20 protein-coding genes and 1 riboswitch are annotated in these 25,827 nt (G+C 30.5%); of the genes, 13 read left to right on the plus strand and 7 right to left on the minus strand.

The features are described 5' to 3' along the window. Window positions 1-452 precede the first annotated feature (452 nt). The gene (gene rsgA, locus LPB136_RS13065; RefSeq protein WP_072556759.1) at window positions 453-1,397 is read left to right on the plus strand and encodes a ribosome small subunit-dependent GTPase A; all 945 of its coding nucleotides are present in this window, start codon (window positions 453-455) and stop codon (window positions 1,395-1,397) included. Between the two features lie 35 nt (window positions 1,398-1,432). Here the strand turns inward: rsgA and accD are convergent, their stop codons facing one another. From accD to tamL, 3 genes are all read right to left on the minus strand, one after another. After that, window positions 1,433-2,290: an acetyl-CoA carboxylase, carboxyltransferase subunit beta gene (accD, locus tag LPB136_RS13070; RefSeq protein WP_072556760.1), complete on the minus strand. Its 858-nt coding sequence runs from the start codon at window positions 2,288-2,290 to the stop codon at window positions 1,433-1,435. A gap of 251 nt (window positions 2,291-2,541) precedes the next feature. Continuing rightward, the gene (gene fbaA, locus LPB136_RS13075) at window positions 2,542-3,600 is read right to left on the minus strand and encodes a class II fructose-bisphosphate aldolase (RefSeq protein WP_072556761.1); all 1,059 of its coding nucleotides are present in this window, start codon (window positions 3,598-3,600) and stop codon (window positions 2,542-2,544) included. A 113-nt stretch (window positions 3,601-3,713) separates the two neighbouring features. Then, complete coding sequence (tamL, locus tag LPB136_RS13080) at window positions 3,714-6,188, minus strand: translocation and assembly module lipoprotein TamL (RefSeq protein ID WP_072556762.1); 2,475 nt, start codon at window positions 6,186-6,188, stop codon at window positions 3,714-3,716. A gap of 71 nt (window positions 6,189-6,259) precedes the next feature. Between tamL and LPB136_RS13085 the strand changes: the two genes are divergently transcribed. Then, the gene (locus LPB136_RS13085) at window positions 6,260-6,985 is read left to right on the plus strand and encodes a TrmH family RNA methyltransferase (RefSeq protein ID WP_072556763.1); all 726 of its coding nucleotides are present in this window, start codon (window positions 6,260-6,262) and stop codon (window positions 6,983-6,985) included. Here the strand turns inward: LPB136_RS13085 and LPB136_RS13090 are convergent. The 3 genes from LPB136_RS13090 to LPB136_RS13100 form a co-directional block, all read right to left on the minus strand. After that, window positions 6,982-7,596 carry a deoxynucleoside kinase gene (locus tag LPB136_RS13090; RefSeq protein WP_072556764.1) on the minus strand — a complete coding sequence of 205 codons (615 nt, stop codon included), beginning with the start codon at window positions 7,594-7,596 and terminating at the stop codon, window positions 6,982-6,984. The two genes, LPB136_RS13085 and LPB136_RS13090, sit on opposite strands and share 4 nt — an antisense overlap. A gap of 70 nt (window positions 7,597-7,666) precedes the next feature. Next, window positions 7,667-8,347, minus strand: coding sequence for a response regulator transcription factor (locus LPB136_RS13095; RefSeq protein ID WP_072556765.1), 681 nt, complete (start codon window positions 8,345-8,347; stop codon window positions 7,667-7,669). Further along, complete coding sequence (locus LPB136_RS13100; RefSeq protein WP_072556766.1) at window positions 8,340-9,956, minus strand: sensor histidine kinase; 1,617 nt, start codon at window positions 9,954-9,956, stop codon at window positions 8,340-8,342. Before LPB136_RS13100 ends, LPB136_RS13095 begins: the two co-directional genes overlap by 8 nt. Window positions 9,957-10,078: 122 nt before the next feature. Here LPB136_RS13100 and LPB136_RS13105 point away from each other — a divergent pair, with 122 nt between their 5' ends. The 4 genes from LPB136_RS13105 to LPB136_RS13120 all read left to right on the plus strand — a co-directional run bounded on the left by LPB136_RS13105 (window position 10,079) and on the right by LPB136_RS13120 (window position 15,029). Continuing rightward, window positions 10,079-10,423, plus strand: a complete 345-nt coding sequence (locus LPB136_RS13105; protein ID WP_072556767.1) for a hypothetical protein — start codon at window positions 10,079-10,081, stop codon at window positions 10,421-10,423. Window positions 10,424-10,434: 11 nt separating this feature from the next. Next, window positions 10,435-11,286: a GLPGLI family protein gene (locus LPB136_RS13110; RefSeq protein ID WP_204218339.1), complete on the plus strand. Its 852-nt coding sequence runs from the start codon at window positions 10,435-10,437 to the stop codon at window positions 11,284-11,286. Between the two features lie 100 nt (window positions 11,287-11,386). After that, window positions 11,387-12,250 (plus strand): GLPGLI family protein, encoded by an 864-nt coding sequence (locus tag LPB136_RS13115; protein WP_072556769.1) that lies wholly within the window; start codon window positions 11,387-11,389, stop codon window positions 12,248-12,250. A 28-nt stretch (window positions 12,251-12,278) separates the two neighbouring features. Beyond that, on the plus strand, window positions 12,279-15,029 hold the full coding sequence (locus LPB136_RS13120) for a carboxypeptidase-like regulatory domain-containing protein (protein ID WP_072556770.1): 2,751 nt from the start codon (window positions 12,279-12,281) through the stop codon (window positions 15,027-15,029). A gap of 239 nt (window positions 15,030-15,268) precedes the next feature. Here LPB136_RS13120 and metK read toward each other — a convergent pair whose 3' ends face one another. Further along, window positions 15,269-16,525, minus strand: coding sequence for a methionine adenosyltransferase (gene metK, locus LPB136_RS13125; RefSeq protein WP_072556771.1), 1,257 nt, complete (start codon window positions 16,523-16,525; stop codon window positions 15,269-15,271). A 313-nt stretch (window positions 16,526-16,838) separates the two neighbouring features. Beyond that, window positions 16,839-16,963, plus strand: a riboswitch (SAM riboswitch). A gap of 189 nt (window positions 16,964-17,152) precedes the next feature. Here metK and LPB136_RS13130 point away from each other — a divergent pair. From LPB136_RS13130 to cysD, 7 genes are all read left to right on the plus strand, one after another. Next, window positions 17,153-18,427 carry an O-acetylhomoserine aminocarboxypropyltransferase/cysteine synthase family protein gene (locus LPB136_RS13130; protein ID WP_072556772.1) on the plus strand — a complete coding sequence of 425 codons (1,275 nt, stop codon included), beginning with the start codon at window positions 17,153-17,155 and terminating at the stop codon, window positions 18,425-18,427. A gap of 104 nt (window positions 18,428-18,531) precedes the next feature. Beyond that, the gene (gene thrA / locus LPB136_RS13135; RefSeq protein ID WP_072556773.1) at window positions 18,532-21,933 is read left to right on the plus strand and encodes a bifunctional aspartate kinase/homoserine dehydrogenase I; all 3,402 of its coding nucleotides are present in this window, start codon (window positions 18,532-18,534) and stop codon (window positions 21,931-21,933) included. A 188-nt stretch (window positions 21,934-22,121) separates the two neighbouring features. Then, window positions 22,122-23,288 (plus strand): O-succinylhomoserine sulfhydrylase, encoded by a 1,167-nt coding sequence (locus LPB136_RS13140; RefSeq protein WP_072556774.1) that lies wholly within the window; start codon window positions 22,122-22,124, stop codon window positions 23,286-23,288. Window positions 23,289-23,317: 29 nt separating this feature from the next. After that, the gene (locus LPB136_RS13145; protein ID WP_072556775.1) at window positions 23,318-23,731 is read left to right on the plus strand and encodes an RrF2 family transcriptional regulator; all 414 of its coding nucleotides are present in this window, start codon (window positions 23,318-23,320) and stop codon (window positions 23,729-23,731) included. Between the two features lie 205 nt (window positions 23,732-23,936). After that, window positions 23,937-24,200, plus strand: a complete 264-nt coding sequence (locus LPB136_RS13150) for a DUF2061 domain-containing protein (protein ID WP_072556776.1) — start codon at window positions 23,937-23,939, stop codon at window positions 24,198-24,200. A gap of 5 nt (window positions 24,201-24,205) precedes the next feature. Continuing rightward, window positions 24,206-24,814: a phosphoadenosine phosphosulfate reductase domain-containing protein gene (locus LPB136_RS13155; RefSeq protein WP_072556997.1), complete on the plus strand. Its 609-nt coding sequence runs from the start codon at window positions 24,206-24,208 to the stop codon at window positions 24,812-24,814. An 11-nt stretch (window positions 24,815-24,825) separates the two neighbouring features. Continuing rightward, window positions 24,826-25,731: a sulfate adenylyltransferase subunit CysD gene (cysD, locus tag LPB136_RS13160; protein ID WP_204218341.1), complete on the plus strand. Its 906-nt coding sequence runs from the start codon at window positions 24,826-24,828 to the stop codon at window positions 25,729-25,731. The last annotated feature ends 96 nt before the right edge of the window (window positions 25,732-25,827 follow it).

Raw genomic sequence — 25,827 nt, forward strand, 5'->3', positions numbered from 1 at the left:
CGTTACCTTTCAGGTCAGGCTTTTCGCTATATCTTTTTTCTGAGTTCTCGATACAAATTTGCAAAAAAGCAAATTCACTCGAACTCGGAAAAAAGGATGCCGCTTCAATCCTTAACGCAGGCTTATTTATAAACTAATTGTTTTTTAATAAACAAAGAGTGATTTATAAACAATGTAATCAATGCGTAGCATTGAAACTACGACATCTTGAAGGTTTGTCGTAGAATTTACAATGAAGTTGTCGTAAAATTTTAAGCTGTTTGAGCGTAGCGAGTTCTTAAAATTTAGACAACGAATAATAAATTCAGATAAATATTCAGTAGTCTAGATTTTTTTGTTTCTTTTTTCATCAATGGAAAAAAGATAGAAGAAGAAAACCTTTTTTCTCTTAAAATAAAAAATCACTGGAAACCACACCAAAGTTTTAGTTAAAATTCAGCATCTTTGTAATAATGACAGGAATCGTATACAAATCTACAGGAAGTTGGTATCAAGTAAAATCTCACGAAGGAGAATTTTATAACTGCCGTATGAAAGGAAAATTCCGATTAAAAGGAATTAAAAGCACTAATCCAATTGCGGTTGGAGACGTTGTAGACTTTGAGTTAGAAACCAAAAACGATGAAGAAACAGGTGTAATTAACAACATACACGAACGTAAAAACTGTATTGAACGAAAATCGGTAAATTTATCTAAGCAAACCCATATAATTGCGTCTAATATAGATCAAGTTTTTTTGTTGATTACCATTAACAATCCACCAACATTTACCACATTTATAGATCGTTTTTTAGTGTCAACAAGAGCCTATAGAATAGATACCATTTTAGTGTTTAATAAAATTGATAGCTACCAAATAGAAGAACGAGCTGAGATTTTATATTTAAAAGATGTGTATGAAGCTATTGGTTATAGATGTGTTGAGGTTTCTGCTACACAAAATAAAAATGTAGACACTATAAAAGAAATGATGACTGGTAAAACATCTATGTTTGTTGGTCATTCCGGAGTAGGTAAAACAACGTTGGTAAATGCTATTGAGCCAAGTTTAGATTTAAAAACCAAAGCAATTTCTGAACAACACAAGCAAGGACAACACACCACAACCTTTGCGGAGCTTTTTGAATTAAGTTTCGATGCTAAAATTATTGACACACCCGGAATTAAAGGTTTTGGAGTTGTAGATATAGACAAAGAAGAACTAGGTGATTACTTTCCTGAGTTTTTTGCCTTAAAAGAACACTGTAAGTTTAATAACTGTATACATGTAAAAGAACCAAATTGTGCAGTAAAAGACGCATTAGAAGAAGAAACTATTTCTTGGTCTCGTTATAAAAGTTACCTACAAATTTTAGAAGGAGAAGAAGAACATTACAGAACCGATATTTGGGAGTAAAAAAAACCGAAGCAAATTTGCTTCGGTTTTTTTGTTTATGCTCTAACAGGTTGGTTTTGTATTAAATCTATATACAAATTAACTTGTTTTTTTAAGTCTTTACGTTCGTAAATCGCATCTAAGAAACCATGCTCTAAAACAAACTCAGAACGTTGGAAACCTTCAGGTAAATCTTTACCCGTTGTGTCTTTTACAACTCTTGGTCCTGCAAAGGCAATTAATGCGTTTGGCTCTGCAATATTTATATCTCCTAACATTGCAAATGATGCTGTTGTACCTCCAGTTGTTGGATCTGTACATAGTGATATATAAGGCAATTTAGCTTCTGCTAATTGTGCTAATTTTGTAGAAGTTTTAACTAATTGCATTAAAGAAAGCGAAGCTTCCATCATACGTGCTCCACCAGACTTTGATACCATTAAAAATGGTAACTTATTTTTTATTGCGTAATCTATAGCTCTTGCTATTTTTTCTCCAACTACAGATCCCATAGAACCACCAATAAAAGCAAAATCCATAGAAGCAATAACTAAATCTTTTCCGTTGGATTTACCTACAGCTGTTCTTACAGCGTCTTTTAATCCTGTTTTTTTCTGTGCAGCTTTTACTCTTTCTGGATATTTTTTGGTGTCTTCAAACTTTAAAGGGTCTTTAGATGTTAATTTTTCATCTAATTCGGTAAATTTATTTTCGTCAAAAAATAACTCAAAATATTGTTTACTTCCAATTCTTACATGGTAACCGTCTTCTGGACTTACATATAAGTTTTCTTTAAGTTCTTCGGTATCTATTATTTTTCCGCTTGGTGTTTTATACCACAAGCCTTTAGGTGTATCTTTTTTATGTTCTGTAGGAGTTTGAATTCCTTTATCTGTACGTTTAAACCAAGACATAGTTAGTTGGTGTTTAGTTTATTATTTGTTAAATATACTTTTTAATTTTATAAAAAGTGCAGACTACAAATGTAAAAGTTTTTTATGAACTACAATTCTTTCTTTACTATTATCTCTGCGTTAAGGATAGAAGCTTTGTCTGAACTCATAAAAAAAGCATTTTGATGTTTTTCAAAATGCTTTTTTTATAGTGAGTGCGGATAGCCTGACTTTAATCCTAAATGCTTTTAGGATAAAGTAACGCCCAAAAATTAAAGTGTATTTACATTGTTTAAGTCTGAAAACGCTTGTTTTAAACGTGTTTTAAATGTTTCTTCACCTAAACGTAACCATTTTCTTGGGTCGTAATATTTTTTATTTGGTTTATCTGCTCCGTCTGGATTACCAATTTGAGATGCTATAAAAGCTGCCTTTTCATGCATGTAATCTCTAACTCCTTCTGTAAATGCATATTGTAAATCGGTATCAATATTCATTTTTATAACTCCGTAACCAATTGCTTCTCTAATTTCTTCTAAAGTAGAACCTGAACCACCGTGAAAAACAAAATCGATATGATTTTCTTCTACACCATATTTTTTTGTGATAAATTCTTGAGAGTTTTTTAAGATTTTTGGCGTTAATTTTACATTACCTGGCTTGTAAACTCCGTGTACGTTACCAAATGCTGCTGCAATGGTAAATTGTGGAGAAACTTTCATTAATTCTTCATAAGCATAGGCAACTTCTTCTGGTTGTGTGTATAGTTTAGAAATATCTACATCCGAATTATCTACACCGTCTTCTTCACCACCTGTAATACCTAACTCTATTTCTAAAGTCATGCCCATTTTGCTCATACGAGCTAAATATTTTTTACAAATTTCTATGTTTTCTTCAAGTGGTTCTTCACTTAAATCAATCATATGTGAGCTATATAAAGGTTTACCAGTTTCTTTAAAGTGTTGTTCGGAAGCATCTAATAAACCATCGATCCAAGGCAATAATTTTTTTGCTGCATGGTCTGTATGTAAAATTACCGGAACTCCATAAGCTACTGATAATTCATGTATATGTTTTGCGCCTGCAACTGCTCCTGCAATGGCTGCTTTTTGATTTTCGTTAGCTAAACCTTTACCTGCGTTAAATTGTGCTCCACCATTAGAAAATTGAATAATTACTGGGGCATTTAGTTCTTTTGCTGTTTCTAAAACGCCATTAATTGTGCTAGAACCTACAACATTAACTGCTGGTAATGCAAATCCTTTTTCTTTGGCAAGGTTAAAAATTTCTTGAACTTCTGTACCTGTGGCAACTCCTGGTTTAATCATTGGTTTAAAGATTTAGTTATTTAAAATTTTAATACAGCAAAATTACATTTTTTTTGTGCAAAATGGAAAGAATTACCCGTCTTTAAACTTTTACGTTTTCGGGAGTTTGTACTTTAAAATGGATAGTTAATACCAATATTGTAGACGGTATTACCAAAATTAAAGTTTCTAAACCATCTATTTCCGCTTAAATAAGGTTCGTGTGCTTTAAAACCTAAATCTAAACGTGCTACTAAGAATTTAAAATCATATCGAAGTCCAAAACCAGCTCCTACAGCTAAATCTTTTATTGAAGAAAAGCCGTTAAATTTAGATGCATCGTCTATAAAATCTTGACCTGTAATATCCCAAATGTTACCAGCGTCTATAAAAATAGCACTTTTTAGACTTCCAACTAAATCGAAACGATATTCTAGAGAGGATAAAAATTTAAAGCTTCCAATATTATATTCTAAACCTTGTTGTCTTGTTCCGGGTCCTAAATCATAAGTCTTCCAAGCTCTAATATCATTAGAACCACCTGCAAAATAACTTTTAGAAAAAGGAATGTCAGAATCTCCATAAGGCATAATAACACCTGTAAAAGCTCTAAAACCTAATACAGAATTTTCTCCTAGTTGCCAGAATTTCTTGTATTCAATATCTGTTTTAAAGTATTGTGCAACCGGAATTTTAAATACTGTTTTTTGATTTCTATTATTTGTTTGATTGGAAAGTAAACCCATTACATTTCCAGAATTTGCTATTCTAATTCTAAAATATGAAAAGTCTTGATCTTCATAATTACTTTGGTTGTTGTAAGTGAAATTGTATGCGATAACCGGTATTAAGAAATCTGAAGAAATAATATTATAACGATTTAAGATATTTAAATTACTTTGAGATTCTATAGGGTTATTGGTAGCAAATGAAGTGTCTGTTGCTACCATACTCATAAAACTTAATACTTCATTTGGCACACTTAATTGATACGTTGGGTCATTATAAAATGTTTGTGCTACGGTATTTAATTTACTGTATTCAGATGCGTAAACATTAAAGTAATTATCTACATTTAGGTTTCTAATGTATTGTGCATTTAAGACTTCTAATTGCAGTGTTTTTTTACTGTTATAATTCCATTTGTAATTTACACCGACATTAATATTTTGTTTATCTAGACCAATATTACGTTGTACGACAAGACCTGTATAGAAACTGGTTGTTGGTGACATTCTTTTTGGAACTAACTTGTTTAACCCAAAAGGAGCCATAAAACGAGGTACTTCTAATGATAAATCTGTACCAAGTTCCCAACCAGGACCATTATTAGAATTAAAATAAGAACCGGAAACGGATAGTTTAAATATTTCTGCGCCTCTAAATGTGTTTCTATTTAATATTGAAAACTTACCAGAAACATCAAAATTTCTAATATTAGATCTAGAAAGTTCTGTTTCAAAACCTAACGTATATTTTTCAATTGGAGTTAAATAAATATTGGCTTCAAGTTCATCATCATTTAATTCACGATATTTAATTGTATTAGTTTTAAAATTTTTTAACCCACGTAGATGGCTTCTAGTTAAATTTCTTAAAGAATCTGAATAAATTTCATTTGGATGAATAAATAATGATTGAGATAAGTATTTTGGGTTGTATTTTAATTTATCATGCGCTAAATAAGATACGCCTTTGTAAGATAAAGAATCTTTAATTTTTTTGTCTTTATCAGAATACGTGTAGTCTGTATAAACATTTATCTTTTTTATTTTCTGAATTTTATAAGGCTTATAAAAATAGTCGCCATCTTCTTCAATAATTCTATCTGAAATTTTTAAATCTACATTTGTTTTGTAATTTACACTTGCCGTATCAATTTCATGAAAACCAATTGAATTAAGGTTAAAATGATAAACACCATTGTTTCTATAAAGCTTTGTAATACGTTTTGCTTCGTTTTCAAAATTACTGTTATTGTATTGATCCCCAGATTTTAAAAAAGTATATTTTTTGTTTTCTTCATAAATAGAATCTAAAACGGGAGACATTATTTTTTTAGAAATACTATCTAAAAATGTAGCCTTTCCTTTTCCTATATAATAATTTACAGCTCCTTTTTTTGTGCCAACGGTATCTCTTTTTGAGGTTACTTCTGCTTGAAAATAGCCTTCTGTAAAATAATATGATTTTAATTCATTTACAGTTCTATTAATTTTAATATCATCTATAATAACAGGTGCTTGTCCGCTAGTTAAAAACCAATTATTTATACCAATAAAAGATTTTGCTACACCAATACTTTGCTTTTCTGAAAATACGTTTTTAAAAAATTTATATGTTTTTGGATGTCTTTTTTCCCATTCAGCTGAATTTTTTGAACCATCTGGATTACCTAAGTTGTAGAAATAGAGTGATAAAGGTATTCCAAGTGCTTTAGCGTTAGGGCGTTGAATTACATAATTATAGTCTTCTGTGCCTGATGTTTTTTTATCATCAACAAAAATTGTGTTTTTTGTAAGTAACTGTTCTCCTTCTGCAACTCGTTTTATAGAATTACACGAGGTTACTAAAAGTACAAGAAGTATGTAAAAAGAAAGTTTTTTCATTAACTTTACGCATCGCAATAAGAACCAAAAATACTATTTTTTAACGGTTTTAAGTTGTTAAAAATTATTTAATGAGTTTATCAAAAAATCATATTAAACTAATAACAAGTTTACAGCAAAAAAAGTATCGTCAAAAGCATAAATTATTTATTGCTGAAGGGATAAAAGTCGTTGAAGAATTACTGAAATCCTCTTTAGTTTTAGAGAAGTTGTTTGTTACAAATGAATGTTCTTTTGATATTCCTGTAGATAAAACTTTTGAAGTTTCTGATGTTGAACTTAAAAAAATAAGTCAACTAAAAACGCCAAATAAGGTTTTAGGTTTGTTTCAAATTCCGGAACAAAAACTACTTAAAAACAACGGTTTGGTAATTGCGTTAGATGCAATAAATGATCCTGGAAATCTGGGCACAATAATACGTTTGTGTGATTGGTTTGGGGTTGAACAGTTATTGTGTTCTAAAGATACTGTAGATTGTTATAATGCTAAAGTTGTACAGGCAAGTATGGGTTCTTTAACAAGAATTCAGATTAATTACGTTGATTTAAATTCTTATTTATCAGAAACGAAACTACCAACATTTATTGCCGATATGGATGGCGAAAATGTATATAAAAGTCAGCTTCCAAAAGAAGGTGTTTTAATAATGGGTAATGAGGCTAATGGTGTTTCTAAAGAAATAAAAGAACTCGCTAAAAATGTAGTTTCTATTCCACGCTTTGGCGTAAAACAAGAAACAGAAAGTTTAAACGTTGCAACTGCAACTGCTATTTTATTGAGCGAATTTAGACGTTAAAATAAACCGTTTATTTGGGCGTCAATTCTATCAATAATATATCCTAAATCTTCCTGGTTTTCAACAAAATCTAAATTATCAACATCAATAATTAATAATTTTCCTTTTGTGTATTTGCTGATAAAAGCTTCGTAACGTTCGTTCAATCTACTTAAGTAATCGATACTTATTGAGTTTTCATATTCTCTACCACGTTTGTGAATTTGCCCAACTAGGGTAGAAATATCTGCGCGTAAATAAATAAGTAAATCTGGTGGAGTAACTAAATTTTCCATCAATTCAAAAAGTGAAGAATAATTGCTAAAATCACGATTTGTCATTAATCCCATTGCATGTAAATTGGGCGCAAAAATATGTGCGTCTTCATAAATAGTTCTGTCTTGAATTATTTTCTTCCCAGATTGGCGTAATTCTAACACTTGACGAAAACGACTATTCAAGAAAAATACTTGTAAGTTAAAAGACCAACGTTCCATTTCTGCATAAAAATCATCTAAGTAAGGATTTTCATCAACCGACTCAAAATGAGGAGTCCATTTATAGTGTTTGGCTAATAATTTAGTAAGTGTGGTTTTTCCAGCTCCAATGTTTCCGGCAATTGCTACGTGCATAATTCTAGGTGTAAAGTGTTACAATTATAGGGACGGTAAATTTACACAAAAAAAGGAATTAAAATAATGTTTAGCACATCAATTTATAACCAAAACCACGAATGTTTACAATTTGAATGTTTTCATCTTTTTTAAGTTTTTTTCTAAGTTTAGAAATAAAGACATCCATGCTTCTTGCGTTAAAAAAATCGTCATTTCCCCATAACTTTTTTAAGATGAATGTTCTGTCCAAAACTTCGTTTTTTTGTTGCCAAAGATTGTACAATAATTCCGCTTCTCTATGGGTTAATAAATTGGAAATGTTATCTAGTTCTAGTGTCTGTTTCTTGTAATTGAAAGTATAATTTCCGATTTTTATTTTTTCAACATCTTTTATTTTTTCAACTCTGTTTAATAAAGAATGAATGCGAACAATTAATTCTTCCATAGAAAATGGTTTCTTTAAGTAATCGTTTCCACCGTGAGAAAATCCTTCTAAAACATCTTTTGTTTGTGATTTTGCTGTTAAAAAAATAATAGGAATTGTACTGTTTTCTTCTCGTATTTCTTTTGCCAAAGTAAAACCATCTTTCTTTGGCATCATTACATCTAAAACTAAAATTGCTGGTTGTTCTTCTTTATATATTTTATAAGCCTCTTCACCATTTTCTACATGAAAAACTTCAAAGTTTCTAGTTTCTAGACTTTCTTTTACAATTTGTCCTAAGCTTGGTTCGTCTTCGGCAAGTAATATTTTTATAGTATTATTCATTTGGCAAAAGAATTTTAAAAACGGTGTTTTTTATATTCGGAACTAAGTTGATAATTCCGTTGTGTTTTTCAATGATTTTCTTGGTGTAATACAAGCCAATTCCAAAGCCTTTAACATCGTGTGTGTTTCCTTTTGGAACACGATAAAATTTCTCAAATATTTTTTCTTGTTGATTTTTTTCGATTCCATTTCCATTATCAACAATACTAATTTCAATAGTATTTAAAACCGAATTCAGATTAACTTCAACTGTTTCTCCACCATATTTAATAGCGTTGTCAATTAGGTTTGAGATTGCATTTTCAAAATGAAAAGCATCTATATTTGCTGTTATTTCAGAAATATTAGAAGAAAACAGCACTGTTTTATTTTCTGAAATTAATTGATGTTTTTTTGTGATTTTATCAATCAAGTCAACAATGTTTACTTCCTCTTTTTGTAATAATAAACTCTCAGAATCTAAGGTAGCTGTTTCCAATAATTTCTCTACCATTTGATGTAGTTTTTTCAATTGAACGTTAGAAATTGAAACGTATTTTTTGGTTTTTTCTTTATCATCAATGGCATTAAAATTACCAATTGCTTCCAAAGCTGTAGAAACAGTGGTAATTGGTGTTTTAAATTCATGCGTAATATTGCTAATTAAATCGTTTTTAATTTCTGCTAATTCTTTTTGCTGATTGATTATTTTCAATAAATAAAATAAACTAGAAACTACGGCTAAGGACAATAAGAGTGATAATAAAATTCCTGTAGAACTTCTTTTTAAAGTTTCTTTAGAAGGATTTGTATGCAATAAATCAAAACGATTATTATCTTGAAAATAAGTTGAGTTTGAATTAGTGATTACATTCTTTTCAATATTTTCCGAAACATTATAAGCGTAAAAAAGGGTGTCTTTTTTAAAGTGATTAAAAGCAAAATCAAGATTAATTTTTCTGCTTTTTAGTTTAGAAGTTAATAAGGAGTCTAAAACGGTATAATCTAAAGAATCATTATGTATAGCAATAAACATGGTTTTTAAACCTTTAATAAGTTTAATGCTGTCTCGTGCTTTTTCTCCTCTAAATACTTGTATTGATGTTATTTTGTTTGCAGAATCTTTGGCAATATGAATACCTTTTTTTTTATTGTCCCCTAATTGTATTAGTCCACTTATTTTTTTGTTTTTAGGTAGGTCTTTTTGGTAACTTTTATTTAATTTATCTAGTAAATCATTAGTTATTATTGAATCTGTTTTTTCAAAATCTCTTTTTTCTTCTGTACTTATCTCAATTGAAGAAATTTTAAATTCGGGTGCTTTTTTATTTGTTCCTGAAGTCTTTTTTTGTGGTATTGCATTCTTGAAAAAATCTTTCCAAAGTTGTTTTTTTCTTAAACTATCTGCTGCTGTTGGATTGTCTGGTTCAATTATAGTTAACAAATTTTTCTTAGAAAGATTAGTATAGTAATCATCTATAGATTCATCTAAACTACTTTTAATTTCGTTTAAGACTCTTTGCTTGTTTTCTTCGTAGTTTTTATAATTCCAATATAATTGAACAGCTATAGTTGTTATAATAGTAGCTGTTATAAAGTATAAAATCCAACGTTGTTTTTTGGTGTTCATATTTCAAAGGTAAGTTCTAAAAAGGAATAAAAATAATTGGTTAACACTAGTTAACACTCATTAACCTAAAATATGTTTCATCATAGTCATCTTTGTAGTGTTCAATTTAAAAATCATATACAATGAGAAAATTACTATTTATTATATGTTTATTTACTAGCCTATTTGTTAATGCTCAAGATAAACCAATTGCAGAAATGAATTTTACAGAAGCAACTGTTAACAGTTTAAAGTTTTCGGTAGATTCTGCTGAAGAATTAAAAGATATTAATTGGGATGATATAAAGGAAATTTTTTCTGAAAATAAACCCGAAGATTTAATTCTTCTTGAATTTGAAGTTAATTATCCAAAGGATAAAAAAGATGCTAAAAAGAGTTACAAATTTACTTCCAAAGGGAAATCTAAAAATATTGATAACACTATTGCAATGGCAAAAAAGATACTAAACAAACTTACTAAAATTTAAAACCCATAAAGATGAAAACAATTATAACACTTATTATTTTGACAATTTCTTTTTCAATAAACGCACAAGATTTTATGGGAAAAGCAACTTACAAAACACATAGAAAAAGTAATATTTCTTTTGGAGATGGTAAAAATGCTCCAAATCCAGAAATGCAAAAAAAATTAGAGGCTCAAATGAAGAAAATGAATCAAAAAACATTTACACTCAACTTTAATAGGTTTGAATCTACCTATAAAGAAAACGAATCTTTAGCTGCTCCACAAACAAAAATGGGTGGCATAAAAATGATTTCTTTTGGAGGCGGAGGAACAGATTTACTGTACAAAAATGTTAAAGAAAATACGTATGCCAAGAAAACGGATATTATGGGGAAAAACTTCCTAATTAAAGATGAAATTAAAAAGATTGATTGGGAGTTAAGTGATGAAACCAAAAATATAGGAATGTATACATGTTACAAAGCAACATTTTCAAGAGAAGTAGAGGAGATAGATTTCTCAAGTTTTAGTGCTGGAGATTCAAAAGAAAACGAAGTAAAAGAAGAGAAAAAAATGAAAACTATTGTTACCACAGCTTGGTACACGCCGCAAATACCAATTAGCAATGGACCAAGAGAATTTGGTGGTTTACCAGGTTTAATTTTAGAGTTGAGACAAGGTGAATTAACCATTGTTTGTTCTGAAGTTGTGTTAAACCCGTCTAAGAAAGTTGAGATTAAAGAACCAAAAAAAGGAAAGGTTATTTCTCAAAGTAAATTTAATGAGATTCAAGAAAAAAAATCTAAAGAAATGATGGAGAAATTTAAAAGTAGAAACGGATTAGATCTTGGAAATGGAACAACTATTAAGATTGGTGGTTAAATATTTACTTTTTTTTAATCTTAGATTAAACCTTCGTGTTTTATTGTAGTCTTATATGAGGTAGCGAAAGCTATTTTAAATAAAAAAATAAATAAAAAACATGAAAAAAGTATTTACTTACGCTTTCTTATTATTTTCTATTGTAACTTTTTCTCAAAAAGATTTTACAGGAAAAGCAGTCTACATGTCTAAAACAACAATGGATATGAATAATTTTGGAGGAAGACAAATGACTGACCAAAGAAAAAAACAGATCCAAGAACGTATGAAATCTATGTTAGAAAAGACGTTTACGTTAAACTTTAACAAATCCGAATCTTTATACAAAGAAAACGAAAAATTAGAAGCTCCTGGCGGCGGACGAGGTTTTAGATTTGGAGGCATGTCTGGTGGCGGAACTCAATATAAAAACAGTGCAGATAAAGTAGCCTTAGAGTCGACAGAGTTTTTTGGAAAACAATTTTTAATTTCGGATGATATGAGTCAGCCAAAATGGGAGTTAGGTTCTGAATCTAAGCAAATAGGAAACTACACGGCTTTTAAAGCTACAATGTTAAAAGAAGTTGATCCAACAGATTTTTCTAACTTCAGAAGAGGTCCAAGAGGAAATAATAATAAAGACGAAGCTAAAAAAGATTCTACAAATACAGCTTCAGATGAAATAAAAAAACCAGAAACGGTTTTAGTAACTGCGTGGTTTACACCACAGATTCCAGTTGGTACAGGACCAGGAGAATATTGGGGTTTACCAGGTTTAATTTTAGAAGTTAGTACAGGTAGAACAACAATACTTTGTACAGAAATTGTAATTAATCCAACTGAAGAAAGCACTATTTCTAAACCAACAAAAGGAAAAGAAATTTCTAGAGAAAAATACAACGAAGTTGTAAAAGTTAAAATGGAAGAATTGAGAGAGCGTTTTAGAGGTCGTGGCGGAAGAGGTCGTGGCGGAAGAGGGCGTTAATCAATAAATATCAAGCAAATTTACACACATGAAAAAATTACTACTCGTAGCCATTTTTATGGTTATAGGAACTGCTAATGCACAAATTACACTTACTGGTGTAGTAAAAGATAGTATTGGTAATCCTTTAGAAATGTCTAATGTTTTAGCATTAAACAAGTCGACTAACAAAATGCAATCATACGGTTTTACAGATGCAAGTGGGCGTTATAAATTATCATTATCTAAAAATACAGCTTTTGCTATTAAAATAAGTTACGTAGGTTTTATAACTGCGGAGTTTGATGTAGATGTAAAAGAAGAAAAACTGACTAAAAACGTTACTTTAAAAGAAGATAACTCTTTAGAAGAAGTAAATATTACCTATAAAATGCCTGTAACTATAAAAGGAGATACAATTGTTTACAATGCAGATTCTTTTAAAAACGGAAGCGAACGTAAGTTAGAAGATGTTTTAGAAAAGTTGCCAGGCGTAGAAGTTAATGATGCCGGTGAAATAGAAGTAGAAGGTAAGGTTGTTGAAAAAATAATGGTTGACGGTAAAGAATTTTTTAGCGGAGATACAAAATTGGCAAGTAAAAACATACCTTCTAATGCGGTTGATAAAATTCAGGTTTTAAGAAATTACAGTAATGTAAATCAGTTAAGTGGCGTACAAAATAACCAAGATAGAGTTGCTATTAATATTAAACTAAAAGAAGGAAAAAAGAACTTTTGGTTTGGAGATGTTTTAGCAGGTGGTGGTTCTGCGCCAGATGAAGGTTTGTACCTTTTTCAACCGAAATTATTCTATTACACGCCAAAATACACGTTAAATGTTATTGGAGATGTTAATAATCTTGGAGAAGTTGTATTAGATAGAAGAACCTTAAGAAGCTTTGGAAATAATTTTAGAAGCCAAAGTCCTTCAAACGGAACAAATATTGATATTTCTGATGCCGGAATCGGTTTTTTAAACGCAAGCGCAAGAAATGCAAATAGAATTGAAACAAAATTAGCTGCATTAAATTTCAGCTATTCTCCAAATTCAAAGTTAGATTTAAGTGGATTTTTAATTTGGTCTGGTAATAGTAATGGGCAAAGAAATATTAACACAATAGATTATCTTGATCCAGATACGCCAGACGATACAGTTGATAACTCAACAAACCAAACAAGTAATTCAGGGGTGTTTAAATTAAGTGCTGGTTACAAGAAAAACGCTAACAATCAATTAAATTATAATATTTCTGGACGTTTTACAAACGAGTATAAAACGGAAGATGTAAACTCTTTTGTATTAAGTGATATTGCAGAAAAAGAAGATGCAACTCCTTTTACAATCAATCAAGACTTTAGTTATTTTTATACAGCAAGTGAAAAAAATATATTTGCTTTAGAGGTGAAGCACCTTTTGCAAGATGAAGATCCTTTTTATGCAGCTTCACTAGAAAATGATCCAAACAATAATGACGATGCAAATAATGATGGTTTTGATGACGCAGCAGAAAGTTTAGGTTTAGATAGAACTAATTTGTTTTATGATTTAAATCAAGAAAGACGTGTTAAATCGAACCAATTAGACGCAAAGTTAGATTACTATTATATTTTAAATGATAAAAGTAATTTAAATGTTGTTGCAGGTACAATTTTAAGTACTCAAAACTTTAATTCTAGATTTTTTCAAACGTTAGATAACGGAACAGAATTTACTCCAGATCCAACAATTGATGGAATAGACAATCCTATTACTACCAATGATACTGAATATAATTTCACGGATATTTATGCAGGTTTAAGATACCGTTTAAAATCAGGTATCTTCACATTTACACCTGGATTTACGTTGCATTCTTACAGTTCGGAAAATACACAATTTGGAAACGAGTATTTCCAAGACGAATTTGTTAGTTTGCTTCCAGAGTTTGAAATGGTAACGCAGTTTAAGAAAAGTGAAAGCTTAACCTTAAGTTATAAGAAAGAAATTAATTTTACAGATGTAAATCAAATTGCAAGAGGTATTGTTGCTAATAACTATAATTCTTATTTTGCTGGTAATGCAGATTTGGTAAACTCAAGCTTTCATAACCTATCATTATTCTACAGAAGCTTTAACTTGTTTAATAACAGCTCTGTTTTTGCAAGAGTAAATTATAGAAAAACAGCCGATCAAGTTAATAGTAATACTATTTTTGAACCAGGTTCAGTAGTGTCAAGTAGTACAACTATAAACTCACCTTTTAGTAATGAAAGTATAAGTTCTTTCTTCTCAGCTAGTAAGTCTATTAGAAAGCTACAATTTAGAGTAGGAGGAAACTTCTCTTATAATAAATCGTATCAGTTTATAAACTCTTTAGAGAATGTAAGTAAGATTTATAACACAGGATTAAATACTAGAATTGGTACAAATTTTAGAGAAGCGCCAAATGTAAGTTTAAACTATAGAGTTTCTTTTTCTGACCAAGAAAATAGTTCTAGAGAAGGAACCATTAAAAGTGTTACACATGCGCCATCAATAAATTTTGATGCTTATATCTGGAATTCTGTAACCTTAACTTCAGATTATTCTTTTACAGATGTTAGGCAAAACGGAGCTAGTACAAATACTTTTGATATTTGGAATGCTAAATTAGCATACAGAAAAGACAAAGATGCTAAATGGGAATATGAAATAGTAGGTAATAATCTATTAGGAACCGGATCTCAAACTTCTGTAAACCAAAGTATTCTTTCTTTTAGTATTAACGAAAGATTTATTTTACCAAGGTTTATAAGTTTTAGAGTTAGATATCAATTGTAACAAAATATATAAATTGAATAATAAAAAAGCCTCGTAAATTTAAATTTACGAGGCTTTTTTATTTTGCTGTTTTTGAGATGTTTCGCTAACTTAAATGATATGCCGAGTTTTAATTCGATATATCAGGAGTTAGCGAAGTTAGGTTTTTAAAATTAAAAAATCAAGGAGGAAAACCTTGTTTAAAACAAAAAAAGCACAACAATTGTTGTGCTTTTTTTAATATTTACAAGTTGTAATAATTACAAACTAAATGCTTGTTTAACTTGAGGTACATAATCTAATTTTTCCCAAGTAAAAGTTTCTACTTCTTGAGAAACTGTTTCTCCCATTGGGTTAGAAAACGTTACTGTCTTTACTTCTGGAGTTCTTCCCATGTGTCCGTAAGCAGCAGTTTCAGAATAAATTGGTGTTCTTAATTTTAAACGTTTTTCAATAAAATAAGGTCGCATATCAAAAATAGTTTCTACTATTTTACTAATCTCTCCATCTGTTTTATCTATAGTTGCAGTTCCGTAAGTTTCAACGTTAATACTTGTTGGTTTTGCAACACCAATAGCATACGAAACTTGTACTAAAACTTCTTTACATAAACCTGCGGCAACTAAATTTTTAGCAATATGTCTTGTTGCGTAAGCGCCTGATCTATCAACTTTTGAAGGGTCTTTTCCAGAGAAAGCTCCACCACCGTGTGCACCTTTTCCTCCATAAGTATCAACAATAATTTTACGTCCTGTTAAACCAGTATCTCCGTGAGGACCACCAATTACAAAAACACCAGTTGGATTAATATGATAGGTAATATTGTCTGTAAATAACGTTTGAATATGTGCTGGTAACTTTGCAACAACTCTAGGAATTAAAATTTCAACAATATCCTTTTTAATTTTTGCTAACATAACATCGTCAGATGAATCAAAATCATCATGTTGTGTAGAAATTACAATTGCATCAATTCTTTGCGGAACATTATCGTCAGAATACTCAATAGTTACTTGAGATTTTGCATCTGGACGTAAATACGTAATATCGTTATTCTCTCTTCTAAGTTCAGCAAGCTCAATTAATAATCTGTGCGATAATTCTAATGCCAAAGGCATGTAGTTTTCAGTTTCAGCAGTTGCATAACCAAACATCATTCCTTGGTCTCCAGCTCCTTGTTCTTCTGGGTTTGCTCTGTCAACTCCTTGGTTAATATCTGGAGATTGTTCGTGTATTGCAGAGAAAACTCCACAAGAATTTCCGTCGAACATATATTCGCTTTTTGTGTAACCAATTTTATTGATTACATCTCTAGCAATTTGCTGAACGTCTAAGTAGGTTTTAGACTTAACTTCACCAGCCAAAACAACTTGACCAGTTGTTACTAATGTTTCACAAGCAACTTTTGAAGTTGCATCAAAAGCTAAAAAATTATCGATTAGTGCATCACTAATTTGATCTGCAACTTTATCTGGGTGACCTTCAGAAACACTTTCTGAGGTAAATAAATATGACATAATAAATCTTCTTTAATATTTTTATTTGAGAAATAAATTTGGATTGCTTGGTCGCTTAAAGAAGTAGAAAATTACTGCTTTAGCATTTTTTTATTGAGGTTGCAATCAGTTCAAATTTTTCCTCCAATTCTGAGGCAAAGGTAAGTCAATAATCTAAAATATTTTAAATTTTCACAAATAATTATGAATGTCAAAAAAAAAGGTGCAGTAATCTGCTTATTTGTTAAATGTTTTAAAATAAATACTTTTTTACTTGGATATTAAATTTTTCTGAACATATATTTGCATTCACAAAGTTCAATAACTTATTGAAATGTTATCAAGAAAGGTGGAGGGATTAGACCCTGTGAAACCTTAGCAACCCTTTTCGTGAGGAAATGAAGGTGCTAAATTCTACTTAATTTCAGATTCATTTATCAGAAATTGGATAGATAACCCAAAAACAAATACACTTCCGTGTATCTGTATAATTCTTTATAACATTTTTCTAGTAAGCTACATCTAAAATAGATGTGTTTTGACTTTTGGTTTAATCTCAAATTGGTTCAAAATATTTTATATTTTGTTTCTTTTGAAAATGTCATTCCTGTAAAAACAGGAATCTAAATTAACTCAAAAAATAGAAAAATGAGTACTCAAAAATTAGCAACTAACGCGTTGCACGCAGGACATGATGTAACTACAAACGGAAGTGCAAGAGCAGTTCCAATTTACCAAACATCATCGTATGTTTTTAATGATGCAGATCATGCTGCAAATCTTTTTTCATTAAAAGAATTAGGGTTTATTTATACACGTTTAAATAATCCTACAAATCAAATTTTACAAGATCGTTTAGCTGCGGTTGAAGGTGGTATTGGAGCCGTTGTTTTTGCTTCTGGAACTGCTGCAATTTCTACAGGATTGTTAACGCTTTTAAAATCGGGAGATCACATTGTGGCTTCAAGTAGTTTATACGGCGGAACTTACAATTTATTAAGTGTTACCTTACCAAGATTCGGAATTACAACAACGTTTGTAGATGCCTCTAATCCAGCTAATTTTGAAGCTGCTGTTCAAGATAATACAAGAGCATTTTTTGTAGAATCTTTAGGAAATCCGAAGTTAGATGTATTAGATTTAGAAGAGATATCTAAACACGCTAAAATTGCTGAAGTTCCTTTTATTGTTGACAATACCGTGGCAACACCAGCATTGTTAAATCCAATAAAACATGGAGCCGATTTAGTAATTCATTCTTTAACAAAATATATTGGCGGACAAGGAACTTCTTTAGGAGGCGCAATTATAGATGCAGGAACTTTTAACTGGGCAAATGGTAAATTCCCTGAGTTTACTGAACCTTCAGCAGGTTACCATGGTTTAAAATATTACGAAACTTTAGGCGCAGCGTCTTTTGTTTTTAAATTAATTTTAGAAGGATTACGTGATTTTGGTGGTGCATTAAGTCCAACAAATGCCTTTAATATTATTCAAGGTTTAGAAACATTAACGGTTAGAATAAAGCAGCATTCAGAAAACGCTTTAGCATTGGCAAAATGGTTAGAGCAGCAAGATGCAGTTGAATGGGTTAATTATCCTGGTTTAGAAAGTAGTAAATACAAATCTTTAGCAAATAAATATTTACCAAAAGGGCAAAGCGGAATTGTAACTTTTGGAGCAAAAGGTGGTTTTGAAGCGGCAAAAACTATTTCTAATAAAACAAAAGTATTCTCTTTATTGGCAAACATTGGTGATACAAAATCATTAATTATTCATCCAGCAAGTACAACGCATCAGCAGTTAGATGAAGCAGCACAAGCAAGTGCAGGTGTTTCTCAAGATTTAATAAGATTGTCTGTTGGTATTGAAGATTTAGAGGATTTAAAAACTGATTTAACAGCTGCTTTTTCAGAATTATAATATTAGTGTCTCCTTGAGCGCAGTCGAAAGGTCTTTTTACCTTTTGTAACTTATGACTTCTCGACTGCGCTCGAACAGACAAATAACTTTAATTTATCAAATAATTGAAACATTTATTAGAACATATCAAAATAAAAAACTTCACCACAGAATCTGGTGCTTTAATTTCTGAATTGAATTTAAGTTACCAGGTTTTTGGGAAAAGTTTAGGTACAGCACCCGTTATTTTAGTAAATCATGCTTTAACAGGAAACAGTGATGTTGCTGGAGAAAATGGTTGGTGGCAAGATGTTGTTGGGGAAGAAAAAGCCATAGACACAGCTGTTTATACAATTTTATCTTTCAATATTCCAGGAAATGGTTTTGATGGTTTTTTAATTGAAAACTACAAAGATTTTATTGCCAGAGATATTGCGAGAGTTTTCTTAGAAGGATTAAATCAGCTAAAAATAACACAATTATTTGCATTAATTGGAGGTTCGTTAGGCGGCGGAATTGCTTGGGAAATGATGGTGATAAACACAAAATTAACCCAACACTTTTTGCCAATTGCAACCGATTGGAAATCGACCGATTGGTTAATTGCAAATTGTCAAATTCAAGAACAATTTTTAGTAAATTCTAGCAATCCTGTTCATGATGCACGCATGCATGCAATGTTATGTTATAGAACTCCAGAATCTTTTAAAGACCGTTTTAAGAGATCTAAAAATGAAAGTCAACAACTTTTTAATGTAGAAAGTTGGTTGTTACATCATGGAGAAAAATTACAGGAACGTTATCAGTTGTCTTCGTATAAATTGATGAATCAGTTACTTAGAAGTATTGATGTTACAAAGAATGGAGAGAAAAAGATTGATATTTTAGATGAAATTGAAGCTAATATTCACATTATTGGTGTGGATTCTGATCTATTTTTTACTGCGGAAGAAAATAGAGAAACGCATAAAAAATTAGCATTAACAAAAGAAAATGTAACCTACAATGAAATAAATTCGTTGCATGGACATGATGCTTTCTTAATAGAATATGATCAGCTTCAAAAAATAATAGAACCTATTTTCAATAAAGATTATAGACCAAAAAAAATGAAAGTATTAAAGTTTGGAGGAAAGTCTTTAGCAAACGGAAAAGGACTTAAAAATGCTATTGAAATTATCCTTAATAAGCATCAAAACGGAGAAAAAGTAACAGTTGTAGCTTCAGCAAGAGGTAATACAACAGATTTATTAGAAGCTATTTTAGAGAAAGCAAAATCGAAAATAACCTATAAAAAGAAATTTAAAAAATTTAAAGAATATCAACAAGAACCTAATAGTAAAGTAGATTTATCCAAGGAGTTTAAAACGTTGGAAACCATTTTTGAAGGCGTTTCATTATTAGGAGATTATAGCACTAAAATTAAAGATGAAGTTTTAGCGCAAGGCGAGTTACTATCAACTAAGATGGTAACAAGTTTATTGCAAAAAGAAGGTGTTTCGGCTAATGCTGTGGATGCAAGAGAATTAATTATTACAGATGATAATTTTGGAAATGCACAGCCAATTAATGCAATTTCTTCAGAAAATGTAATTTCATTTTTTAAAGAAAATAGTAATACAGTTAATGTTGTTGCTGGTTTTATTTCATCAAATAAAAAAGGAGAAACAACAACTTTAGGAAGAAACGGAAGTAATTACACAGCAGCACTTTTAGCAAATTATTTAGACGCAGATGAGTTGCAGAATTATACACATGTAAGTGGAATTTTTACAGCAAATCCAGATTTGGTAGCTGATGCAAAGAAAATAGAAAAATTATCGTTTTCTGAAGCTAATGAATTAGCAAATTTTGGTGCCACCATTTTACATGCAAAAACCATTATTCCGCTTTTAGAGAAAAACATCAATTTAAGAATATTAAATACGTTTAATAAAGAAGATAAAGGGACTTTAATTACATCTGAGACTTCTGAAAAAGGAATAAAATCGATTTCAACAATTGACAACGTTTCTCTTTTAAATTTTGAAGGAAGAGGTTTGTTAGGAAAAGTTGGAGTAGATGCACGTATTTTTAGAGCATTAAGCGATAAAAATATTAGCGTAAGTATTGTTTCTCAAGGTTCTTCAGAAAGAGGAATTGGTTTAATAATTGATTCAAATAGAGCTTCAGAAGCAGTTTTAGCATTAGAAGCAGCATTTGAAAACGATTTTTACTCGCAAGATGTAAATCAGATTTCTATTATAGAAAATGTAGCTGTTATTTCTATTATTGGTCAAGATTTAAGCGAATTTCATTTGCCTTATAACGCATTGATAAAAAATCAAATTGTACCTGTTTTATTTAACAATACAGTTACAGGTAAAAATGTGAGTTTAGTTGTTAAGAAAGATGAACTTCATAAAGCTGTAAATGTAATTCATGGTCAAGTTTTTGGAATTGCAAAGAAAATAAACATTGCCATTTTTGGTAAAGGAACCGTTGGAGGAACTTTAATTGATCAAATTTTAGAGAATACAGCTTCAGTTTTAGAGCGAAGAAAAATACAGTTAAACGTTTTTGCTGTTGCAGATTCTAAAAGAACTTTGTTAAATGAAAATGGAGTTTCTAAAAACTGGGAGCAAGATTTACTAACAAACGGACAAGAAAATACTTCAATTGAAGATATTATTGAGTTTGCTAAATCGCATCATTTCGAAAACTTAATTGCGGTAGATAATACAGCAAGTGTGCCTTTTGTGGGTAATTATATTCAGTTTATAGAAGCAGGTTTCGATTTAGTTTCTTGTAATAAAATTGCAAATACCTTGTCTTTTGATTTTTACAAAGAAGTAAGAGCAAAATTAAAAGAATACCAAAAGCAATATTTGTATGAAACTAATGTTGGTGCTGGTTTACCATTAATTGATACGATTCGTTTATTACACGAATCTGGAGAGAATATCACTAAAATTAGAGGTGTTTTCTCTGGAAGTTTAAGTTATTTATTCAATACTTTTTCAGCAGAAAATAGAAGTTTTTCTAAGGTTTTAAAAGAAGCAATTGATAGCGGATATACAGAGCCAGATGCAAGAGAAGATCTAGGTGGAAATGATGTTGCAAGAAAATTACTGATTTTGGCAAGAGAATTAGAGTTAGAAAACGAATTCAAAGATGTTAATATTCAGAATTTAATTCCAGAAAATTTAAGAGAAGGCGAGGTTGGAGATTTTCTATCTAATTTAGACTTAATGAATGATGAATATCAGGAATTAAAAGAAAACCAAGAAGAAAATCATGTTTTGCGTTATATTGGTGAATTAAGTGGAGATTTATCACAAAATAAAGGAAATTTAGACGTAAAATTGGTGTCGGTTTGTAAAAATTCTCCTTTGGGATCTTTAAAAGGATCGGATGCTATTTTTGAAATTTATACAGAATCTTACGGAGAACAACCTATTGTTATTCAGGGAGCAGGAGCAGGTTCTAAAGTAACAGCAAGAGGCGTTTTTGGAGACATTTTAAGACTGGCAAAACATAACAACTAAAATAGTAGGCTGTTTTCAGTTGGAAGTAATTCAGTCAATAATAAAACTGATTGAAAAATATAAAAGAAACAAGAAACAAGATAAAAGAAACAAGATAAAAGAAACAAGATAAAAGAGGAGAATGATGTGTTTTAGTCCTTGTTCTTGGTTCTAAAAGCGTTAGCGGTCTTGATTCTAAACAACATAATATGAAAAAACATTTTGAAACAAAAGCAATAAGAACTCAAACAGAAAGAAGTCAGTTTTCTGAGCATTCAACACCATTATATTTAACATCTAGTTTTGTTTTTGATGATGCGGAAGAAATGCGAGCTTCCTTCGCAGAAGAAAAACAACGTAATTTATATAGCCGATTTACAAACCCAAATACAACAGAGTTTGTAGATAAAATTGTTGCTATGGAAGGAGCAGAAGCTGGTTATGCTTTTGCAACTGGAATGTCGGCAATATTTTCAACATTTGCTGCCTTATTAAATGCTGGAGATCATGTGGTTTCTTGTCGTTCAGTTTTTGGATCTACACACAGTATGCTTACTAAGTTTTTACCAAAATGGAATATTGAAACATCATATTTTAAGGTAAATGAAGTCGATTTGGTTGAAAGTTTAATTCAACCCAATACAAAGATTTTATACATTGAAACACCTACAAATCCGGCTGTAGATATTTTAGATTTAGAAGTAATTGGTAAGATTGCTAAGAAGCATAACCTTATTTTTATTGTTGATAATTGTTTTGCAACACCTTATATTCAGCAACCAATTAAATTTGGTGCAGATTTAGTTGTACATTCTGCAACAAAATTAATTGACGGTCAAGGACGTGTTTTAGGTGGCGTTACAGTTGGGAATAAAGAATTAATGCGAGAAATCTATTTATTTTCAAGAAATACCGGTCCTGCAATGTCTCCTTTTAATGCTTGGGTTTTGTCTAAAAGTTTAGAAACATTATCAATTAGAGTAGAAAAACACTCAGAAAATGCATTAAAAGTTGCTCAGTTTTTAGAAACGCAAGAAAATGTTGAATTGGTAAAGTACCCGTTTTTAAAATCGCATCCACAGTATGAAGTTGCCAAAAATCAGATGAAATTAGGTGGAAACATAGTCGCTTTTGAAATTAAAGGAGGAATTGAAGCAGGAAGAGTTTTTCTAGACAACATAAAAATGTGTTCATTATCTGCAAACTTAGGAGATACAAGAACAATTGTTACGCATCCGTCATCTACAACCCACGGAAGATTGTCTGAAGAAGATAGATTAGAGGTTGGTATTACTAAAGGTTTGGTAAGAGTTTCTGTTGGTTTAGAAAATGTTGAAGATATTATTGCTGATTTAGAACAGGCTTTAAACGGTTAAACTAATTTAAAATTCCGTAATTTTGTTTTATGCTTTCTAAAAAAACCAAATACGGAATTAAGGCACTTACTTTTCTTGCAAAACAAGAAGAGAAGATTCCTGTTGCAATTGCAACTATTTCTAAAAGTGAAAATATATCGTTGAAATTTTTAGAAACAATATTACTAACACTTCGTAAAAACGGAATCTTAGGTTCTAAAAAAGGAAAAGGTGGAGGTTATTATTTATTGAAGTCTTCTTCAGAAATACAAATGACAACTGTTATGAGAATTTTAGAAGGACCAATTTCTATGGTACCTTGTGTAAGTCTTAACTTCTATGAAAAATGTGATGATTGCCCTGATGAAAATGCATGCGCAGTTCATAATTTAATGCTAGAAGTAAGAGATAGTACACTCCAAATTTTTAGAAATACCACTTTAGCAGACTTATGTAAATGTTAATTTTTAGTTTTTAATAGTATCCTTCAAATTATTTCTAGTTTTCTTTCTCATATTCTTAATAATTAATTCTTTTTATTATTAATCTACTAAATCTATAGGGCAATAGTGTTTTATTTATTTTTTATAGTATGTAGTATTTTTTTTTGAAGTAAGTTTGCTTATCCTACTAAATTAATAGGGTAGTGTAAAATTGAATTATTTAACCATGATTTTAAACCAAGTCATTTTTAGTAGAAAAACACAAAGTAGAGGTTTTGAAGAAGATAAAGTTTCTGAAAAACCTTTACGTAGTGTTGCAAAAGCTTTCAGCTGGAGGCTTATAGGAACTATAGATACTTTAGTTGTGTCTTATGTTTTAACGGGTCAAATAAAGTTAGCAGCATCAATTGCGTCTATAGATTTTATAACAAAATTAGTATTGTATTTTTTTCATGAAAGAATATGGAACAAAATAAAATGGGGAAAATAAAGAAGATGAATTTAGGAGAAATAAATAAAGAATTAAGAGATAAAAGCCCTGCAGAAATTATTGCTTGGGCGGTTTCATTTGCAAAAAATGCAGTGATAACAACTAACTTTAGACCTTATGAAGTAGCAATTTTAAATGCAGTTTCAGAAGTGAAAAAAAACATAAAAGTAATTTGGTGCGACACAGGTTATAATACAAATGAAACCTACAAGCACGCAGAAGAGATTATTGAAAAACTGAATTTAAACATCCAGTTATATGTGCCAAAACAAACTGCTGCTCATAGAAATGTAGTATTGGGAGTTCCTTCAATTGAAAGCCCAAAACATAAGGTTTTTACAGAGCAAGTAAAGCTAGAGCCATTTTCTAGAGCCATGAAAGAGCACCAACCAGATGTTTGGTTTACAAATTTAAGAAAAGGGCAAACAGCTTTTAGAGATAGCATCGATATTGTCTCATTAAGTAAAGACGGAATTATAAAAGTAAGTCCATTTTATAATTGGACAGATGAAGAATTAGATACTTATTTAGACGAAAAAGGGTTGCCAAATGAGTTTGCATATTTCGATCCAACAAAAGTAGAAAGTAATAGAGAATGTGGTTTGCATATCTAAAAGACATGATTATGAATCAAAGAACGATACAAGTAGATGCTTTAGAAAGTGAAGCAATTTATATTTTTAGAGAAGTAGTAGCGCAGTTTGAAAAACCTGTGTTACTTTTTTCAGGAGGAAAAGACAGTATAACATTAGTGCGTTTGGCGCAAAAAGCTTTTTTTCCGGCAAAAATTCCTTTCCCTTTAATGCATATAGATACAGGTCATAATTTTCCTGAAACTATAGAGTTTAGAGATCGTTTAGCAAAAGAATTAGGTGTTAAGTTAATTGTAAGAAACGTACAAGATAATATAGATTCTGGACGTGTAAAAGAGGAAACTGGCAGATATGCGAGTAGAAATATGTTGCAAACAGAAACACTTTTAGATGCTATAGAAGAATTTGGATTTGATGCATGTATTGGTGGAGCAAGAAGAGATGAAGAAAAAGCAAGAGCTAAAGAAAGAATCTTTTCTGTAAGAGACGATTTTGGTCAATGGGACGAAAAAAACCAACGTCCAGAAGTATTTGATATGTTAAACGGAAAAATTGATTTAGGTCAAAATGTACGTGTTTTTCCAATTTCTAACTGGACAGAATTAGACGTTTGGTCTTACATAGAACAAGAAAATATTGAAATTCCATCTATTTATTTTGCACATACAAGAAAAACATTTGTAAGAGATGGTATGATCTGGTCTGCAGACGATGCAGTTGTGTATAGAGATGAAGAAGAAAAGGTAGAAGAAAGAATGGTGCGTTTTAGAACTGTGGGTGATATGAGTTGTACGGCGGCAGTTTTATCTGAAGCAGTAGATATAGCAAAGGTTGTGGAGGAAATTAGAGATTCATCTATTTCAGAAAGAGGTGCAAGAATAGATGATAAGCGTTCTGAAGCGGCAATGGAAAAAAGAAAACAACAAGGGTATTTTTAGAAAAAATGCTTTTAGCTTTTGGTTTATAGCCTTTAGCGAAAAATTAAAAAAGAATACAAATTAAGCTAAAAGCCAACGGCCAATAGCGAACAGCTC

It is taken from the genome of Tenacibaculum todarodis (assembly GCF_001889045.1).
In the GTDB taxonomy this organism is placed as follows: domain Bacteria; phylum Bacteroidota; class Bacteroidia; order Flavobacteriales; family Flavobacteriaceae; genus Polaribacter; species Polaribacter todarodis.

Excerpts from the sequence above, each read along its gene's own strand:
- LPB136_RS13105 (WP_072556767.1), top strand. The coding sequence starts at position 10,079 with ATGAGAAAATTACTATTTATTATATGTTTATTTACTAGCCTATTTGTT.
- LPB136_RS13085 (WP_072556763.1), top strand. The coding sequence starts at position 6,260 with ATGAGTTTATCAAAAAATCATATTAAACTAATAACAAGTTTACAGCAA.
- LPB136_RS13120 (WP_072556770.1), top strand. The coding sequence starts at position 12,279 with ATGAAAAAATTACTACTCGTAGCCATTTTTATGGTTATAGGAACTGCT.
- LPB136_RS13155 (WP_072556997.1), top strand. The coding sequence starts at position 24,206 with ATGAATTTAGGAGAAATAAATAAAGAATTAAGAGATAAAAGCCCTGCA.
- LPB136_RS13145 (WP_072556775.1), top strand. The coding sequence starts at position 23,318 with ATGCTTTCTAAAAAAACCAAATACGGAATTAAGGCACTTACTTTTCTT.
- rsgA (WP_072556759.1), top strand. The coding sequence starts at position 453 with ATGACAGGAATCGTATACAAATCTACAGGAAGTTGGTATCAAGTAAAA.
- tamL (WP_072556762.1), bottom strand. The coding sequence starts at position 6,188 with ATGAAAAAACTTTCTTTTTACATACTTCTTGTACTTTTAGTAACCTCG.
- LPB136_RS13110 (WP_204218339.1), top strand. The coding sequence starts at position 10,435 with ATGAAAACAATTATAACACTTATTATTTTGACAATTTCTTTTTCAATA.
- fbaA (WP_072556761.1), bottom strand. The coding sequence starts at position 3,600 with ATGATTAAACCAGGAGTTGCCACAGGTACAGAAGTTCAAGAAATTTTT.
- LPB136_RS13140 (WP_072556774.1), top strand. The coding sequence starts at position 22,122 with ATGAAAAAACATTTTGAAACAAAAGCAATAAGAACTCAAACAGAAAGA.
- LPB136_RS13090 (WP_072556764.1), bottom strand. The coding sequence starts at position 7,596 with ATGCACGTAGCAATTGCCGGAAACATTGGAGCTGGAAAAACCACACTT.
- metK (WP_072556771.1), bottom strand. The coding sequence starts at position 16,525 with ATGTCATATTTATTTACCTCAGAAAGTGTTTCTGAAGGTCACCCAGAT.
- LPB136_RS13150 (WP_072556776.1), top strand. The coding sequence starts at position 23,937 with ATGATTTTAAACCAAGTCATTTTTAGTAGAAAAACACAAAGTAGAGGT.
- cysD (WP_204218341.1), top strand. The coding sequence starts at position 24,826 with ATGAATCAAAGAACGATACAAGTAGATGCTTTAGAAAGTGAAGCAATT.
- accD (WP_072556760.1), bottom strand. The coding sequence starts at position 2,290 with ATGTCTTGGTTTAAACGTACAGATAAAGGAATTCAAACTCCTACAGAA.
- LPB136_RS13130 (WP_072556772.1), top strand. The coding sequence starts at position 17,153 with ATGAGTACTCAAAAATTAGCAACTAACGCGTTGCACGCAGGACATGAT.
- LPB136_RS13095 (WP_072556765.1), bottom strand. The coding sequence starts at position 8,347 with ATGAATAATACTATAAAAATATTACTTGCCGAAGACGAACCAAGCTTA.
- LPB136_RS13100 (WP_072556766.1), bottom strand. The coding sequence starts at position 9,956 with ATGAACACCAAAAAACAACGTTGGATTTTATACTTTATAACAGCTACT.
- LPB136_RS13115 (WP_072556769.1), top strand. The coding sequence starts at position 11,387 with ATGAAAAAAGTATTTACTTACGCTTTCTTATTATTTTCTATTGTAACT.